This is a genomic window from Streptomyces coelicoflavus, from assembly GCF_045041415.1.
Classification (GTDB): domain Bacteria; phylum Actinomycetota; class Actinomycetes; order Streptomycetales; family Streptomycetaceae; genus Streptomyces; species Streptomyces coelicoflavus.
In genome coordinates this window covers 1,431,719-1,447,778 of the sequence record NZ_CP108218.1, presented here as the reverse complement: position 1 = coordinate 1,447,778, position 16,060 = coordinate 1,431,719, and the positions used below count along the sequence as shown (strand labels likewise).

Below are 16,060 nucleotides of genomic sequence, written 5' to 3'. Positions count from 1 at the left end.
GGAACCGGAAGCTGATCTGGAACCCGTACGACGTACGAGGCCCTAACCCTCCGTCCGCCGGCACAACAGCCGGAACACCGCGAACAGCGTCACCGGCCACACGCCGGCGAACGCCCAGATCACACCGGGCGCGGAGGTGACGATGCCGACGACCATCAGCGTCACCGCCACGGCGAGCAGCAGGAGCACGGTCGGGGTGCGCGGGCGGTACGCCGCCACGCGGGCGATGTCGGGGCAGCGGCGCAGCCGCAGCGTGCGCAGGCGCCGGTCGAGGCGGCGGTCGCGACGCAGGGCCCGTTCGACCTCGTCGAGTATGCGTTGCTCGTGATCGGGGAGCCGGCCGATGGACACGATGTTTCCTCCCGGGGGCGGACCGACCACCGCCGAGTGCCCCCGCCGTCCCGTGACTAACCGTCCGCCCGGGCCGTCATCGCCCCGTCCCGGCCTCCGAAGCCGCCCGCAACGCCGCCACCAGGCCGTCCGCCGCGTCCGGCACCGATTCCCCTGCCGCGTCCGGTACCGCGTCCGGATCGGCGCGGAACCCGGCGCCGATCCGCGCCGCCTCCGCCCGCCCGTCGGTCAGGCACCAGTCCCACCAGCGTCCCAGCAGCCCCTCCGCCCCTGCCCCGGCCGCTGCCCCCGTGAGGCGCTCCGCGGGCACGAGCGCCGGCCAGCCGCAGGCGCGGGCCTGGGCCGTCACCTTCGCGCCGCCCTCGACCGGATCCGCCGCCAGCACCGGCACGCCGGCCCGCAGCGCGAGGACCAGCCCGTGCAGCCGGTCGGTGACGACCAGATCGAGCCGGGACAACACGGCCTCCAGCTGGGCCGGCGTGCCGCACAGCCGCCAGTCGTGCGCGTCGAGCCGGGTCTCCAGCTCCAGCCGGGCACAGTCCCGGCCGGCCAGCCAGCCCGTCAGCGCGGCGGCGACCTCCTCGTGCCGCCGGCGTCCCCCGTACTCGTGCTGCCCGTGGGTGAGCACCACCCCGACGACGGGCACCGGGGGGAGCGCAGGAGCGCGGGCCGCGAGATCCAGCCCCGGGCCGCTTCCGGCGGCGTCCCGGGCCAGCACCCGGTGGAAACCGGTGACGGCGGGGGAGTGCGGGTCGACCACGGAGACGCCGACGGCGATCCGCACGCAGTGCGCGAACCGCCGGTGCAACTCCTCGACCTGCGTCCCGTGCACCGGCCCGCACACGAACACCAGCCGGGAGTACGCCGCCGGGTCCACGTCCGCGAAGTGCGTGCCGTCGGCGCGGAACCCGGGGCTCCACACCACGTCGTACGCCAGCCCCGCGTCCCGCAGCACCCGCTCCACCCGCGCCAGCGCCAGCACGTCCCCGGCCGTCGCCTCCCCGTGCAGGAAGCTGAACCAGCCGGTCACCAGGATCCTGTCGCGCTCCCGTTCGTACACAGTGCCCCCGGGTGCCCCGCCGGCGCCCGGGCAACCACCGGTGCGGCGGCCATCCGCGACGGCAGCGAGCCGACACCCGGTCATTCCCCGGGTTCCACGTCGCCGTCCCCGCTGCGGGCCCGCACGTACGCCTCGGCGGCCGGCCGGTACAGCAGGACCACGCCCGGGACGGCGAGCAGCGCGGCGAACAGCAGCGTGGTGCCGCCGTACAGCGGATCGTCGAGGGCGAACGGCGCGGCGACGACGAGGATCGCCGCGGTCAGACAGCTCACCGCGGTCCGGTCGGTGCGCCGGCCCCGACCCGCCCCGACCGCGAACCAGAAGCAGACCGCCACCAGCAGCAGCACCAGCGTGGCCGCCCCCTGCGGGCCGGCCGCCGTGGTCGCCGCGACCAGGGTTCCCAGCATCACCAGCACCACCGCCAGCGTCACGCTCCACGGCCGACGGGTCGCGTCGCTGGTCATCGGATCACTTCCTTCACGTGTTTCGCGGGCAGGGGGGCACGGGTGCGGGGTGGCGCGACCGCGAAGGACCCGACGGCCGTGCCGCCCCGCACTCCCCCGGCCACCGATTCCACCGCGCCGCACCGTTGTTCAGCAGCCCGCGCGCCGCACTGAACAATGCGGAATACGCGGCGGAGCGAGCGGGAGGCTGCGGACCTCGCGTGAAGGCGCCGTGAACTCCCCGTGCGCCACCCCCCGGTGAGCAGCCGCGCGCTTGCCGCCCGCTCCCGCGGCTCCCTACCGTGGGCGCCCGGACGGGTACCGGGAGCGACGGCGGGGCGGGGCACACGTGGGCGGAAACGGAGTGGGGCGCCGGGAGCGACGGCTCGACCCCGGGGCCGGACCGGTACAGCGGTTCGCCGCCGAACTCCGCGCCCTGCGGGAGTCGGTGGGGCGCCCGACGTACCGGACGATGGCGGACAAGGTCCCGTTCTCGGTGACCGCCCTGTCCCAGGCGGCGGCCGGACGGCAGTTGCCCACCCTCGCGGTGACCCTCGCCTACGTCGACGTCTGCGGCGGCGACGCGGAGGAGTGGGAGCGGCGCTGGCGGGCGGCGAGCGCGGAAGCCGCCGCACTCGCCGGCCCCGACGACGGCACGCGCCCGCCCTACCGGGGCCTGACCCGCTACGAGCCGGACGACGCCGCCCTGTTCTTCGGCCGCGACCGGCTGGTGGAGCGGCTGGACGGACTGACCCGCGCGCACCGCTTCACCGCCGTCTTCGGCCCCTCGGGCAGCGGCAAGTCCTCCCTGCTGCGGGCCGGACTGATCCCGCGCCTGCGCGCCCCCGCCCCAGCCCCCGGCGCGGGCGCGGGCGCCGGTGCCGACGCGGCCGCCGCCCCCGCGGCCGTACGCGTCCTCACCCCCGGCGCCGCACCGATGACCACCCACGCGGACCGCCTCGACCCCGTGCCGGACACGGACGCGGACACCTGGCTGATCGTCGACCAGTTCGAGGAGCTGTACACCCTCTGCGGCGACCCGGCCGAGCGGAACGCCTTCGTCGACCGGCTCCTCACCGCCACCGCCACCGCCGCCGACAGCCGGCTGCGCGTCGTGGTCGCCGTGCGCGCCGACTTCCTGGGACGCTGCGCCGAACACCCCGGCCTCACCGCCGCGTTGCAGGACGCGACCCTGCTGGCCGGCCCGATGAGCCGGGAGGAGCTGCGGGAGGCCGTCGTCCGGCCGGCCGCCGCGTCCTCACTCGTCGTCGAACGCGCCCTGACCACCCGGCTGCTGGACGAGGTCGCGGACGCGCCGGGCGGGCTGCCGCTGATGTCCCACGCGCTGCTGGAGACCTGGCGGCACCGCACCGGCCGCACCCTGACCGTCACCGGCTACGAGGCGGCCGGGGGACTGCGCGGCGCCGTCGTCCGCACCGCCGAGGAGGTGTACGGCGAACTCACCGCCCCCCAGGCCGGCCTGGCCCGCCGGATCCTGCTGCGGCTGGTCGCCCCGGGCGACGGCACCCCCGACACCCGGCGCCCCGCCGGGCACGCGGAACTCGACCTCGGCGACCCCGACGGCACCCGCGCCGTACTGGACCGGCTGGTCGCCGCCCGGCTGCTCACCCTCGACGACGGCACCGTCGAACTCGCCCACGAGGCCCTCATCACGGCGTGGCCCCGGCTGCGCGGCTGGATCGACGCCGAACGCGACCGGCTCCGCGTCCACCGCGCCCTCTCCGAGGCCGCCCGCACCTGGCTGGCCCTCGGCCGGGAGAACGCGGCGCTGTACGCGGGCTCGCGGCTGGCCGCCGCCCGCGAGGCCTTCGCCCACGATCCCCGCGGCCGGGAGCCGGCGCCGGGGGAGCTGACGCCGTCGGAGCGCGACTTCCTGGCCGCCTCGATCCACCGGCGGCGGCGCGCGGTGCGGCTGCGGCGCGGACTGTCGGCCGTCCTCGCCCTGCTGGTCCTGGTCGCCTCGGGCACCGCCGTCGTCGCGCTCAGGGCACGGGCCACCGCCCAGGCCGAGCGGGACGACGCCGTCTTCGGCCGGATCACCGCGGAGGCCGACCGGGTGCGCGAGACCAACGCCGCCCTCTCCGCCCGGCTCGACGTCGCCGCGCTCGGCATGCGCACCACCCCCGAACTGCGCACCGCGCTCACCACGGACGCGGGCCGGGTCCTGTCCACCCGGCTGCCCGGACACGACGACATCGGCAGCGCCGTCGCCTTCGCCCCGGACGGCCGCACCCTCGTCAGCGGCGGCCACGACGGCACCGTACGGCTGTGGGACACGGCCGGGTCCGGCGGGCAGCTCGGCGAGCCGCTGCGGATCACCGGCGCACCGGTGGGCGCCGTGGCGTACGCGCCGGACGGCACCGTGCTGGTGGCGGCCGGGCACGGCGGCGGCATCCGGCTGTGGGACACCCGGGACCGCACCCGGCCCCGGCCCCTGGGCGACCCCCTCGTCAGCCACGCGGGCGAGTCCGTCACCTCCGTCGCCTTCGCCCCCGACGGCCGTACCCTCGCCACCGTCGGCGACGACGGCACCCTGCGCCTGTGGGACCTCACCGACCCGGCCCGGCCCGCACCGGTCGGCGCACCGGCCCGCGCCGACGCGCGCAGCGTCCGTGACGTCGCCTTCGCCCCGGACGGCCGCACCCTGGCCACCGCCGGCCACACCGGGACCGTACGGCTGTGGGGCCCGGACGGCACCGACGGACCCGTCCCGCTCGGTGCGCCCCGGCACGCGCACGACGCGGCGGTCTGGTCGGTGACGTTCTCCCCGGACGGCGGCACCCTCGCCACCGCCGGCTACGACGACACGGTGCGCCTGTGGGAGGTGGCGGACACGGACGGGACGGGCACGGACGGGGCGGGCCCGGGCGGGCCGGCCGACGGCGGTCTGCGCCCGCTGGGCGAACCGCTGACCGCGCACACCGCCGCCGTGTGGTCGGTGGAGTTCAGCCCGGACGGGCACACCCTGGCCAGTGCCGCGCAGGACGACACCGTCGTCCTGTGGAACGTGGCCGACCCCGCCCGTCCGCACCGGATCGGCGAACCGCTCACCGGGCACACCGAGGGCCTGTGGGACCTGGCCTACGGCCCGGACGGCCGCACCCTCGCCACCACCGGCGCCGACCACAGCGTCCGCGTGTGGCACCTGCCGGACAGCGTCCTGACCGACTTCACCGACCCGCTCACCTCCGTGGCCTACGACCCCCGAGGCAGACTGCTCGCCGCCGCCGGCACCGACGACGCCCTGGTCCGGCTCTGGGACGTCGGCCGTCCGGGGCCGCCGCGCCCGCTGCCGCGCCCCCTGTCCGGCCACGGGGCACCCGTCCGGGCCACGGCCTTCGCGCCCGACGGCCGCACCGTCGCGTCCGGCGCCGAGGACGGCGCCCTCCGGCTGTGGGACGTCTCCGACCCGGCCCGGCCCGCCCCCGCCGCCACCGTCCCGGACGCCCACCCCGGCGGCGTCCTCACCGTCGCCTTCTCGCCGGACGGCGGCACCCTCGCCACCGGCGGCGTCGACGGGCGGGTCCGCCTGTGGGACGTGCGCGACCTTGGCGGCGTGCACCCCGTGGGCACGCCCCTGACCGGCCACACCGACTGGGTGGGCTCCGTGGCCTTCTCCGCGGACGGTCGCACCCTCGCCACCGGCAGCCAGGACAAGACGGCCCGGCTGTGGGACGTACGCGACCGCGACCGGCCCCGCGCCGTCGGCAAGCCCCTCACCGCCCACGGCGACTGGGTCAACGCGGTGGCCTTCGCCCCGAAGGGCCACGTCCTCGCCACCGGCGGCCGGGACCGCACGGTACGGCTCTGGGACGTCACCGACCCCGGCCGGGCCCGCCCCCTGGGCGGCGAGCTGACCGGTCATCGCGGCGGCGTCACCTCGGTGTCCTTCGCGCCGGACGGCCGCACCCTCGCCAGCGGCGGCGAGGACCACGCGGTACGGCTGTGGAACGTGGCCGACCCCGCCCGTGCCGAGGCCTTCGGCGACGCGCTCACCGGCCACCTGGACACCGTCACGTCGGTCGCCTTCGCCCCCGGCGGAGACACCCTCGCCTCGGTGGGACACGACCTGACGGCCAGGATCTGGACACTGGACACCGACCGGGCGCTCCGCCGGGTCTGCGACCGCACCGGCGGCGACCTCACCCCCGCCCGCTGGCGGGAGCTCCTGCCCCGGCTGCCCTACCGGCCCACCTGCTGACCGGGCCGCCCGCCGCCCGGACCCCGCCGGCTCCCTGCCCGCTCCTCACACCGCGTTGGTCACGGTCACCGTCACCTGCGCGCCGGGCGCCGCCTCGGACAGCGCGGCGGTCACCGCGTCGCGCACCGCGCGGGCGACGTCCACCGCACGGTGGTCGCGGTGGACGACGATCTGCACGTCCACCTCCCACGGTCCCGCCCCCGAGGCCCGGCTCACCCGCACACCCGCGGGCGTGTCCCGCGCGGCGGCCCGCGACGCGGTGCGGGCGGAGGAGCGGAACAGGTCCGCGAGGCCCGGCCGCAGAAAGGCGACGCCGGGGACGCCGGCGGCGACCCGCGCGACGGTGCCGGCGACGGCGTCACGGCCGGTGGCGGCTGCGGTCACGGCTGGTTCCCTTCTTCCGTACCGGCCGGAGGCTCCGGGTCCGTCCCGGCCGGTTCCGTCACGTCGGTGATGTGGACGTCCACGTGGTCCACCGGCAGTCCCAGGGCGTCGTCCGCCGCTCCGTGCACCCGCCGCCGCACCTCCTCCGCGAGGTCGCGCAGCCGCGGCGCGAGCGGTACGACGACCTCCAGCCGCACGCGGACGGGTCCCCGCGAGGGGGAACCGCCGGACTCGGCGGGCCGGATCAGGCACGAGCCCGCCCGCACCCCCGGCACGGTCTCGGCGGCGGCCCGCAACGCCTTGGCGGCCATCGCCTCGCGCACCCACAGATCCTCCGCGCGCTCCCCGAGCGGCAGCGGCCTGCCGGGCCGCAGCTCCAGCCGCACGACGTCCATGACCCGTTCGGTCAGCGCCCCCGTGTCCCACTCCGGTTCCCGGCCGCCGCCCGCCTCGCGCACCGCGACGCCGAGCAGGTCCAACTGCCGCACGGCCGCCGAGCAGTGCGGGCAGGCGCGCAGATGCGGATCCCGGTCCGGATCACCGGCCCCGTCCTCCCACGCCTCCCACACCTCGGACAGCAGCCGCCCGCAGGCCAGCCGTTCCTCGTCGGCGGACCCGCCCGCACCGCCGGATCCGGGTCCGGCTCCGGGACCGGTGCCGGGCCCGGGCAGCTCCGCGCCGCTGTTCATCGCCATGCGGTCATCGCCTCCGTCAGGCAGCGTCGTGCACGGAACACCCGGCCGCGGGCAGCCTCCGGGCTGATCCCGACCGTCTCCGCGATCGTCTCGTACGACTGGCCCTCCAGCTCTCTGAGCACCCAGCACACCCGTTGCTCGGGGGAGAGCTCGGACAGCGACCGGCCCAGCGCCACCGCGGCGGCGTGCGACTCGGCGGCCCGCGCCGGGGAGACGGCGTGGTCCGGCGCCTCGGGTTCGGGCACGCTGTCGAGGTCGGTCACCGGATGCCGGGAACGCAGCATGTTCAGGCACCGGTTGACGACGATGCGGTGCATCCAGGTGGCGAAGGCCGACTGCCCGCGGAACCCGGGGAGCCTGCGCCACGCGCTGACGAACGCGTCCTGCACCGCGTCCTCCGCCTCCGAAGGGCTGCCCAGCATGCTCGCCGCGAGCCGCAGCAGCCCCGGCGCGTGCCGCCGCACGAGCACCTCGAAGGCCTCCTCGTCGCCCTCGGCGGCCCGCACCGCGAGCAATCCGTCGTCTCCCGGCACGCGCGCCCCTCTCCACTCCACACCGTTCCCATCGTGGGACACACCGACCGCCCCCGGCGTTACGCGAGCACTGGGAAAAAAGAAATCCCCGCAGCGGCGTAACGACCGGGCGGCCGTCCGTGTCCAACGCCCAGAGAACCGAACGACCACGGTTGACGGAGGACACCATGACGACGGCAGCACAGACGGCCACCATCGAGACGAAGTCCGAGCAGAAGAACGGCACCACCGGCACGGCCGGCGGCACCGGGCGGAGCACGCAGGGCGGCGCGACGACCGTGAGCGGCGGCTCCGCCGGTGCCGCCGAACCGGCCGCGACGCGGGGCCGCACGTCCATCGCCGACGTCGTGGTCGTCAAGATCGCGGGCATGGCGGCGCGCGAGATCCCCGGCGTGTACGACATGGGCGGCGGCCTGTCCCGCACCATCGGCGCGGTCCGCGACCGGGTGCCCGGCGGCCGGCCGAACGTCGGCCGGGGCGTCAAGGTCGAGGTCGGCGAGCGGCAGACCGCGATCGACCTGGACCTCGTCGTCGAGTACGGCGTGCCCATCGCCGACCTCGCCCGGGACGTCCGGGAGAACGTGATCGACGCGGTCGAGCGGATCTCCGGCCTGGAAGTCGTCGAGGTCAACATCACGGTCAACGACGTCCACCTGCCGGACGAGGAGGACCCGGAGCGCCCGGCGGAGGCGCGCGTGGAGTGACGGACGGTTTCCCGGGGCTGGTTCCGAGGCGGAGGTGAGTGATGAGCAGAGCGGTGATCGGCATGCTGGTGGGCATGGCGCTGGCCTTCGCCGGCTGGTTCGGCGGCTTCGGCGCGTTCCTGCTGGTGGCCGCGCTGGGCACGGTCGGCGGGGTGCTGGGGCGCCTGGTGGACAACGGCACGGACTGGCGCGAGTTCCTGGCCCCCGGCGACCGGAGGCCCCGATGACGGGCACACCGGACGCCGGTGCGGCGCCGGGTGCCGGGGGAGTCGCCGGTGCGGCGCCGGGTGCCGGGGGGCATGCCTCCGGGGCGCCGGGTGCTGGGGAACACGCCCGTACTGCGCCGACTGACGCAGGGCCCGTCGCTGCGGCGCCGGCTGCCGAGGGACACGTCGGTGCGGTGCCGGGCGCCGGGGGATCCGCCGCAACGCCGCCCGTCGCTGCGGGCCTCGCCGGGACGGCACCGGCTGCCGGGGGATCCGCCCGCACGGCGGCGGGCGGCGGCCGCACCGCCCGTACGGCACCGGCCGAGCGTGGCCGGACCGTCGTCGCCGACCGTGCCGTGCGCCGGATCGCGGAGCGGGCCGCCGCCGAGACCGACCTCGCCGGGCGGCGCGCCCGGGTCACCCACGGCGCGGCCACGGTGCACGGACGCCGCGCCGACGTCTCGGTCGACGTGCGGCTCCCGTACCCGGCGGTGCTCGGGGAGGCCGGGGAGCGGGTCCGGGGCCGGATGGCGGACCGGGTGGCGGAACTGAGCGGCCTCACGGTGCGGGCGGCGACCGTCCGCGTCCACTCCCTGTCCCCGGACCGGGCGGCCCCGCAGCCGCCCCCGGCCCACGAGGACGCCCCGTCCGCCGGCCGGACGGCCCGGCGCCCCTGGTCGGCCCGCCGGGCCCCGGCCGCGCTCGTGGCCCTGGTGGCGTCGGCAGCGTGCGCGTTCCTCCTGTACGACGTCCTGTCGGTGCACCTCGCCGGCCGGCGTCCGGCGGGCCCGCGCACCGAGGCGGTCGACTGGCTGGCGACGCACGGCCCCGAGGACACCGCCGTCGTCGCGGGCGGCGCCGTCGCCGCCGTGCTGGGCGCCTGGCTGCTCTGCCTCGCCCTCACCCCGGGCCTGCGCGGCGTCCTCCCCATGGCGCCGGTACCCGGCCGGGACGGTCAACGGGCGGTCCTGGACCGCGCCGCCGCGGCGGAACTCGTGCGGGACGCCGCGTCGGCCGTCCCCGGCGTGACCCACGTCCGCGTGCGCTGCGGCCGGCGCCGCGTGCGCGTACGGGCCCGCCTGGCCTTCGGCGACCGCCCCACGACCCGCACCGCCCTGCGTACCACGACCGACGCCACCCTCACCACCCTGGGCCTGTCCCGACGCCTGGTACCCCGGATCACCCTCCGCCCGGACCCGCACTGGCGCCCACCCGGCGCGGAGCCCGCGGCCGGGGAGTCGACCGCGGCGGACGGTGACGGTGGGCGCGGTGCCGGTACCGGCACCGGTGAGGGCCGGCCTGCCGGGTGGGACACGGTGAAGGAGAGGGAATCGTGAACCCGTTGCGCAACGCGGTCAACCGCACGCTGCTCGCGCTGACCGGGGCGGCCCTGCTGGCCGGCGGCGCCTGGCCGGCGCTCACCTCGGACGCGCTCGCCGGTCGGCTGCCCGGATGGTGGCCCGCCCCGGACACGGGCACGGTGCTGCTCGACCGCGCCGGCCTCGTCGGCCTGCGCGGGCACGGCTGGTGGACGCCGGTCGTCGTCGCGGGCACGGCGTGCGCCCTGCTGCTGTGCCTCGCCTGGCTCCTCGCCCAGTTCCGCCGCGGCGGCGGGCGCCGGCTGCCGCTGGCCGGGCCGCCCGTCACCCTGCGTTCCCGCGCGCTGGCCGACGTCGTGGCCCGGCGCGCGGAGGCGGCCGACGGCGTCCACCGCGCCCAGGTGAGCCTGCCCGCCGGGAAGAAGCGCTCCCGGGCCCGGGTACGGGTGCTGCTCGAACCCGGAGCCGAGCCGGGCCCCGTCCTGCGCCGGCTCACCCACGGCGCCCTCGACGAGGCCCGCGCCTCCCTGGCCCCGCACCCGCCGGCGGTCCGGGTCCGCATGAGCGTACGGACCGCGCGCGAGCGACGGGCACGATGACGGGCAGCATCACGGACAGGACGGCGGACAGGATGGCGGACAGAATCTGTCCGCGTTCCCCGCTACCGTGCCCCGCATGACCACCAAGGCAGCGACGACCGCCCCCGTCCTCGGTATCCGGGCCCTCAACCGCGCCACCCTGGCCCGGCAGTTGCTGCTGCGCCGCGCCGCGACGACCGCCGAGGCCGCCGTCGCGCATCTCCTCGGACTACAGGCCCAGAACGTGAAGCCCCCGTACTACGCGCTCGCCGCCCGCCTCGACGGCTTCACACCCGAGGACCTGTCCGCGCCGATGGCCGACCGCCGCGTCGCCCGGCTCGTCACCATGCGCTCGACCATCCACACCCACACCGCCGACGACTGCCTCGCCCTGCGGCCCCTGGTCCAGGCCGCCAGGGAACGGGAGTTGCGCGCCTTCCGCAAAGGGCTGACCGGCGTCGACCTGGACCGGCTCGCGGTCCTCGCCCGTGCGCTGGTCGAGGACGAGCCGCGCACCATGGGGCAGTTGCGCGAGGCGCTCCTCGCCGAGTGGCCCGACGCCGACCCGCAGGCCCTGTCCGTCGCCGCCCGCTGCCGGCTCCCGCTCGTCCAGGTGACGCCCCGCGGACTGTGGGGCAGGAGCGGCCAGGTCACGCTCACCACCGCCGAGCACTGGCTCGGACGCCCCGCGCGGCCGGCGCCGGCACCGGACGACACCGTGCTGCGCTACCTCGCCGCGTTCGGGCCCGCGTCCGTGAAGGACATGCAGACGTGGGCCGGTCTGACCCGGCTCCGGGACGCCTTCGAACGGCTCCGCCCCCGCCTCGTCGTCTTCCGGGATCCGAACGGCACCGAACTCTTCGACCTCCCCGACGCACCGCGCCCCGACCCGGACACCCCGGCCCCGCCGCGCTTCCTGCCCGAGTTCGACAACCTGCTCCTCTCCCACGCCGACCGCACCCGCCTCGTCCCGCCCGAACACAAGGGCCGCACCTGGCGGAAGAACCAGGCCTACCGCGTCCTCCTCGTCGACGGCTTCGTGGCCGGACTGTGGAAGCTCGAGGAGGGCGCCCTCGTCGTCGAGCCCTTCGGCCGGCTCGCGAAGACGCAGCGGGACGAGATCGTGGCCGAGGGCGGGCGGACGCTCGCGACGATGCACGCCGGGGCCGCGTACGACGTCCGCTTCGGCACCGTACGCGACTGACACACCGAGACGGAGAACGAGACCGGGACCGGGACGGAGAACCGGGACCGGCACGGGGGCAGAGATGGAGAGGGGGCGATGCGGGCCGCTCGTGGAGGCCCGCATCGCCCCCCGGTCTTGCACCTGAGGGATACTCAGGAGATCGGTGAACCTGCCAGGGCGCCCCCGGGAAGCAGGGGTCCGCCGCACTCACCCTGGCAGGGGTTCATACCGCCGGCGACGGCCGTGGCGGCGACCGGTCTGGAACGGGTGGGCCCGGACATGAGTCTCCTCACGTGGTCGCCGGTGGGGGGTCGCCCGGGCGTGGGGGGTTGGGACGGGGGTCTCGGGACAGACCCCCGTATGCCCGGGCTGGCGGCACGTGTTCACGCTAGAACCGGCGGTCCGGACCACCCAATGAGGGAACCCCCTAAGGGCGGCGGGCAGGGAAAACCCTCGGTTCACCGCCGGTAAACCCGACCGTGCTCAGTCGGGGCGCCGGCCCGCCGCCAGTCGGACGATGTCGACCCGGGAACGGATCCCGAGTTTGCGGTAGACCCTGGTCAGCGTCGCCTCGACGGTCTTGACGCTGACGAACAGCCGCGCGGCGATCTCCCGGTTGGTCGCGCCCTCCATGACGAGCGCGGCCACCTGGCGTTCCATCGAGGCGAGCCCCGCCAGCCCGTCCGGCTCGGCGGACGGCACCGGGGCCGGTCCGGCCGCCCGCGCCGCGACGGCCGCCTCCACCCGCCGCAGCCAGGGCAGCGCCCGGCACCGCCGGAACAGCCGCGCCGCCTCGTCGTACGACGCCGGCTCCGGGGCCCGCCCCGGCCGTTCGGCGTGCAGCTCGGCCAGGGCGAACACCGCCCGCGCCTCCTCCAGGCCGAACCCGAGACCGGCCAGCCGCTCCCGCGCCGACGTCAGCCGGGCGACGGCCGCCCGGTGCTCGCCCCGCGCCGCCCGCACCAGCGCCTCGGACCGGTCCAGGACGGCGAGTACGCTCCCGCGCCCCAGCCGCAGCGCGTGCGACCGGGTGACCTCGATGACGTCCATCGCCTCGGCCGGCTCCCCGGTGCGCACCAGCGCCTCCGCGAGGTCCCCCTGCCAGCGGCCGCGCGCCGGGTCGGTGATGCCCGCCCCCGCCTCCAGCTCCCGCACCCGCCGCAGGGTCCCTGCGGCCGCCGCCGCGTCGCCCGCCACCAGCTGCGCGTGGCCGAGCGCGGCCATCGCCCGCGACAGGTACACGGCGTCGCCGTCCTCCTCGGTGCGCCGCACCGCCTCCCGCGCCAGCTCCAGCGCCCGGTCCGGGCCGCCGCCCGCGGCCTCGGCGAGCGCGGCCTGCATCACGCCGGCGCCCTCCCCGATGCCCGCGTCGCGCGCCAGGGTCAGGCTCTCCCGGGCCAGTTCGAGGGCCCGGCCGCAGTGGCCCGAATGCAGTTCGGTCTCCGAGAGGAAGCGCAGGTAGTGGACCTCGCTCTCGGCCATGCCGCGCCGGCGCACCTCGCGCAGCAGCGCGGTGACGGCGGTCCGCGCCTCGGCCAGCCGGTCGTTGATCACCAGCCACCGGAACCGGGAGGAGCCCGCCCCGTTGTGATGGCACGCCACCCGCGGGTCCTGCGGTTCCTCGAGCGCCCGCCGGATGGTCGCCGCGGCGTCCGGGTGGCCCATCAGGGTCTCCGACTGCGCCTGGAAGGCGAGCGCCAGCAGTTCGGTGCGCCGGTCCCCGCCCCGCGCCGCCAGCCGGGCCGCGTGCGCGGCGTCCTCCCGCCCCTGGGCGAAGTCGCCCTGCACCACCAGGGAGCGCCAGGCCAGCTGGTAGTGGACCAGGGCGAGCAGCCTCGGGTCGTCGCCCGCGTCGGCCAGCGCCTGCGGGAAGACGGCGTCGACCTCGCCGATGGCCTGCCCGGCCGCCTCGATCACCACCATCCACGTCCGTACCCGCTCGCCGGGCGCGGTGGCCCGGGTGAGCACCTCGCGGGCGATGTCCCGGGCGAGGTCCGGCTCACCCGCGGTGATGGCGTCCTCGGCCGCCGTGAGCCGGCGCTCGTCCGGGCCGGGGGCGCCGTCCGCCGGGGTGTGGCGGGCGGCCAGCAGCCCCAGCGAGGCGGCCACCGACGGCGCCCCGCGGTCCCGGGCCAGCGCCGCGGCCTCCGCCAGCCGCGCCGCCACCCGCGGGTCGGTGCCGGTGGTGGCCAGCGCCAGGTGCCGGGCGCGTTCGATGGGGTCGGAGGCGGCCGTGGACAGCGCCGCGTGCGCGGCCCGCCGTTCCGGCGCCGGGGCCTCGGCGTACAGCGCGGCCGAGATCAGCGGATGCGCGAACCGTACTGTCGGACCCTCCGGGTCGGGCGCCAGCAGCCCCAGCGCCGCCGCCTGCGCGGTCTCCGCCTCGGCGTCGTCCCGGCCGGCCGCGTGCAGCAGGGCCGGTGTGGGGCGGGCGCCGGCGCTGGCCACCAGGAGGGTGCGGCGCGCCTCGTCCGACAGCATCTCCAGGCGGGACAGGACCAGGGCGCGCAGCGAGGTCGGCACCGGCAGCGGCTCGCCCGGGCGCGGGGCGGCCGGGCTCTCGGCCAGGGCCCGGCCCAGCTCCAGGGCGAACAGCGGATTGCCGCCGCTGGTGCGGTGGATGTCGCGGACCGTGGCACGGTGCAGACCCGCGTAGCCCCGTTCGTCCAGGAGCGCCGACACCTGGGCGCGGGTCAGCGGCCCCAGGCGCACCGCGCGGGTGTCCGGCGGGGAGGCGCGCAGATGGCGGTCGTACTCGGCGTCCTGCGTCTCGGGTCCCTCGGTGCGCACCGCGCACAGCAGCCGTACCGGGGTGTCGCCCAGCCGGCGGGCGGCGAAGCCGAGCAGTTCCGCGCTGGCCGGATCCAGCCACTGGAGGTCGTCGGCGACGACGAGCGCGGGCCCCGCGACGGCGAGGGCGCGCAGCGCGGACAGGACGGCCAGGCGCAGCGCGAGACCGTCGCGCTGGAGGGTGGACTCGCCGCGGCCGGTGAGCGCCGACTCCAGCGCGGTGCGCTGGGCGTCGGGCAGGACGGGGGACACCTCGTCGAGGACCGGGCCGAGGAGGTCGGCGAGGGCCAGGAACGGGAGATGGGATTCGGACTCGGTGGCCGAGCAGCGCAACACGGTGCGGGCCGTACGGGCATATTCGGCGGCCAGGGTGCGCAGCACCGTCGACTTTCCAATTCCGGCGGGACCGTGCAGCAACACACTGCCGCCCCGGGTGAGTTGCTCTCGTGCCGCCCCGAACGAGTCCTCCCGCCCGATGACCAGGTCGGAGCGGCAACCGGCAGCCTCCGCGAAGTCCCGTGGCACGGTGACCGCTCCCCTCCGTGTGTCGTGTCCGGGCCAATATTAGGCAACGCGGCATTGCATTACGGGGGGTCGGCCGGGTGAGCCGAATAACAAAACATCAAAGCGCTGAAAGCAATCACGGCGGGAAATCTCCGGCAGGGCCGGACGCGCGGCGCGCACCCCCCGACGGGCGGCCCCCGACCCGCGTCCTACGGCAGCCACCCCGTCCGGCGGGCGGCCGCGACGGCCTCCGTGCGGGTGCGGGCGCCCAGCTTGCGCATCGCCGAGCGCAGATAGCTCTTGACGGTCTCCGGTCCCACCCCGAGCCGCTCCGCCGCCGCCCCGTTCGTCGCGCCCGCCGCCACGCAGGCCAGCACGTCCACCTCACGCGGCGCCAGCCGGGGCCCCGGGGCGGGTCCGCTCCCCGCCGCCAGCAGCCCGCACGCGTGCAGCAGCTCGTCCCGCAGCGCCGGGTCCGTGATCCTCGGCGCCAGCGCCCGCAGCGCCGCGTGCGCCTCCCGCACCTGCTCCCAGGCCGCGCCGTCCGCCGGTCCGGGCCCGGCCGCCCGCGCCGACGGGGGCGAGGCCGCCGCCAGCAGCTCGTCCGCCTCGTCGCGCAGCACCAGCGCCTGCTCCGCGTCCCGCGCCGCCGCCACCGCCGCGCCGAGCGTGCGGTCGCCCAGCGGCTGGGCCGTGCGCAGGGCGCCGTACAGCACGCCGCGCACCCGGCGCCGTACGACCACCGGTACCGCGAGGACCGAGCGCAGGCCCTCGGCGGCCACGGGCAGGTCGTACTCGTGGCTGATCTGCCGGGAGACGGAGTAGTCCGTCACCGCGCACGGCCGCGACAGCGCGACCGCCCGGCCGCCGAGCCCGTTGCCGGCCGTCACCGCCAGCGCGCTGAGCGCGGTGGTGGCCGTGCCGCTCAGCTCGCTGATGCGCACCTGGCGCTGCCCGGCCTCGACCAGCCCGCCGAAGGCGACGGGCAGCCCGGTCGTGCGCCGCAGCCGCACCAGCGCGCTGCGGATCTGAGCCGCCTGAGCCGCGTCCACCGCCACCCGTCCGTCCTCCCTCGCGACCACCGT

Annotated in this window: 14 protein-coding genes; 6 read left to right on the top strand and 8 right to left on the bottom strand. The window is 77.3% G+C overall.

Annotated features, from left to right (window positions below):
• Positions 1–42 precede the first annotated feature (42 nt).
• From OHA99_RS06430 to OHA99_RS06420, 3 genes are all read right to left on the bottom strand, one after another.
• Positions 43–351, bottom strand: a complete 309-nt coding sequence (locus tag OHA99_RS06430) for a DUF3040 domain-containing protein (protein ID WP_108987725.1) — start codon at positions 349–351, stop codon at positions 43–45.
• 76 nt (positions 352–427) lie between these two features.
• Positions 428–1,411 carry a polysaccharide pyruvyl transferase family protein gene (locus tag OHA99_RS06425; protein WP_405694635.1) on the bottom strand — a complete coding sequence of 328 codons (984 nt, stop codon included), beginning with the start codon at positions 1,409–1,411 and terminating at the stop codon, positions 428–430.
• A gap of 80 nt (positions 1,412–1,491) precedes the next feature.
• Positions 1,492–1,875 (bottom strand): hypothetical protein, encoded by a 384-nt coding sequence (locus OHA99_RS06420; RefSeq protein WP_405694633.1) that lies wholly within the window; start codon positions 1,873–1,875, stop codon positions 1,492–1,494.
• Positions 1,876–2,203: 328 nt separating this feature from the next.
• Between OHA99_RS06420 and OHA99_RS06415 the strand changes: the two genes are divergently transcribed.
• A complete protein-coding gene (locus tag OHA99_RS06415) occupies positions 2,204–6,076 on the top strand; it encodes a WD40 repeat domain-containing protein (protein ID WP_405694631.1) in 3,873 nt (1,290 codons plus the stop codon).
• A gap of 45 nt (positions 6,077–6,121) precedes the next feature.
• On the opposite strand, the gene OHA99_RS06410 is transcribed toward OHA99_RS06415, so the two are convergent.
• Genes OHA99_RS06410 through OHA99_RS06400 form a run of 3 tightly spaced genes read right to left on the bottom strand, consistent with a single transcriptional unit; the run spans position 6,122 to position 7,688 of the window.
• Positions 6,122–6,460 (bottom strand): Asp23/Gls24 family envelope stress response protein, encoded by a 339-nt coding sequence (locus tag OHA99_RS06410; RefSeq protein ID WP_282882537.1) that lies wholly within the window; start codon positions 6,458–6,460, stop codon positions 6,122–6,124.
• The gene (locus tag OHA99_RS06405) at positions 6,457–7,155 is read right to left on the bottom strand and encodes an Asp23/Gls24 family envelope stress response protein (protein ID WP_405694629.1); all 699 of its coding nucleotides are present in this window, start codon (positions 7,153–7,155) and stop codon (positions 6,457–6,459) included. The genes OHA99_RS06410 and OHA99_RS06405 overlap by 4 nt, the downstream gene beginning before the upstream one ends.
• On the bottom strand, positions 7,146–7,688 hold the full coding sequence (locus OHA99_RS06400) for an RNA polymerase sigma factor (protein WP_366471242.1): 543 nt from the start codon (positions 7,686–7,688) through the stop codon (positions 7,146–7,148). The genes OHA99_RS06405 and OHA99_RS06400 overlap by 10 nt, the downstream gene beginning before the upstream one ends.
• A gap of 167 nt (positions 7,689–7,855) precedes the next feature.
• Between OHA99_RS06400 and OHA99_RS06395 the strand changes: the two genes are divergently transcribed.
• The 5 genes from OHA99_RS06395 (at position 7,856) to OHA99_RS06375 (ending at position 11,699) form a co-directional block, all read left to right on the top strand.
• Positions 7,856–8,392 (top strand): Asp23/Gls24 family envelope stress response protein, encoded by a 537-nt coding sequence (locus OHA99_RS06395; protein WP_153177250.1) that lies wholly within the window; start codon positions 7,856–7,858, stop codon positions 8,390–8,392.
• Between the two features lie 41 nt (positions 8,393–8,433).
• Complete coding sequence (locus OHA99_RS06390; protein WP_153177249.1) at positions 8,434–8,619, top strand: hypothetical protein; 186 nt, start codon at positions 8,434–8,436, stop codon at positions 8,617–8,619.
• Between the two features lie 173 nt (positions 8,620–8,792).
• On the top strand, positions 8,793–9,935 hold the full coding sequence (locus OHA99_RS06385; RefSeq protein ID WP_405694626.1) for a DUF6286 domain-containing Asp23/Gls24 family envelope stress response protein: 1,143 nt from the start codon (positions 8,793–8,795) through the stop codon (positions 9,933–9,935).
• Positions 9,932–10,516, top strand: coding sequence for a hypothetical protein (locus OHA99_RS06380; protein ID WP_405694624.1), 585 nt, complete (start codon positions 9,932–9,934; stop codon positions 10,514–10,516). The genes OHA99_RS06385 and OHA99_RS06380 overlap by 4 nt, the downstream gene beginning before the upstream one ends.
• Before the next feature lie 76 nt (positions 10,517–10,592).
• Entirely contained in the window at positions 10,593–11,699 is a 1,107-nt protein-coding gene (locus OHA99_RS06375) for a winged helix DNA-binding domain-containing protein (RefSeq protein WP_405694623.1), read from the top strand.
• 465 nt (positions 11,700–12,164) lie between these two features.
• Here OHA99_RS06375 and OHA99_RS06370 read toward each other — a convergent pair whose 3' ends face one another.
• Both OHA99_RS06370 and OHA99_RS06365 read right to left on the bottom strand, forming a co-directional pair.
• Positions 12,165–14,996: an AAA family ATPase gene (locus OHA99_RS06370; RefSeq protein WP_405694621.1), complete on the bottom strand. Its 2,832-nt coding sequence runs from the start codon at positions 14,994–14,996 to the stop codon at positions 12,165–12,167.
• Positions 14,997–15,184: 188 nt separating this feature from the next.
• The gene (locus OHA99_RS06365) at positions 15,185–16,033 is read right to left on the bottom strand and encodes a helix-turn-helix transcriptional regulator (RefSeq protein WP_153177244.1); all 849 of its coding nucleotides are present in this window, start codon (positions 16,031–16,033) and stop codon (positions 15,185–15,187) included.
• Positions 16,034–16,060: the final 27 nt, after the last annotated feature.

What these genes read in the sequence shown, in the direction of transcription:
- OHA99_RS06420 (WP_405694633.1), bottom strand. Translation starts at nt 1,875, where the DNA reads ATGACCAGCGACGCGACCCGTCGGCCGTGGAGCGTGACGCTGGCGGTG.
- OHA99_RS06405 (WP_405694629.1), bottom strand. Translation starts at nt 7,155, where the DNA reads ATGGCGATGAACAGCGGCGCGGAGCTGCCCGGGCCCGGCACCGGTCCC.
- OHA99_RS06395 (WP_153177250.1), top strand. Translation starts at nt 7,856, where the DNA reads ATGACGACGGCAGCACAGACGGCCACCATCGAGACGAAGTCCGAGCAG.
- OHA99_RS06390 (WP_153177249.1), top strand. Translation starts at nt 8,434, where the DNA reads ATGAGCAGAGCGGTGATCGGCATGCTGGTGGGCATGGCGCTGGCCTTC.
- OHA99_RS06375 (WP_405694623.1), top strand. Translation starts at nt 10,593, where the DNA reads ATGACCACCAAGGCAGCGACGACCGCCCCCGTCCTCGGTATCCGGGCC.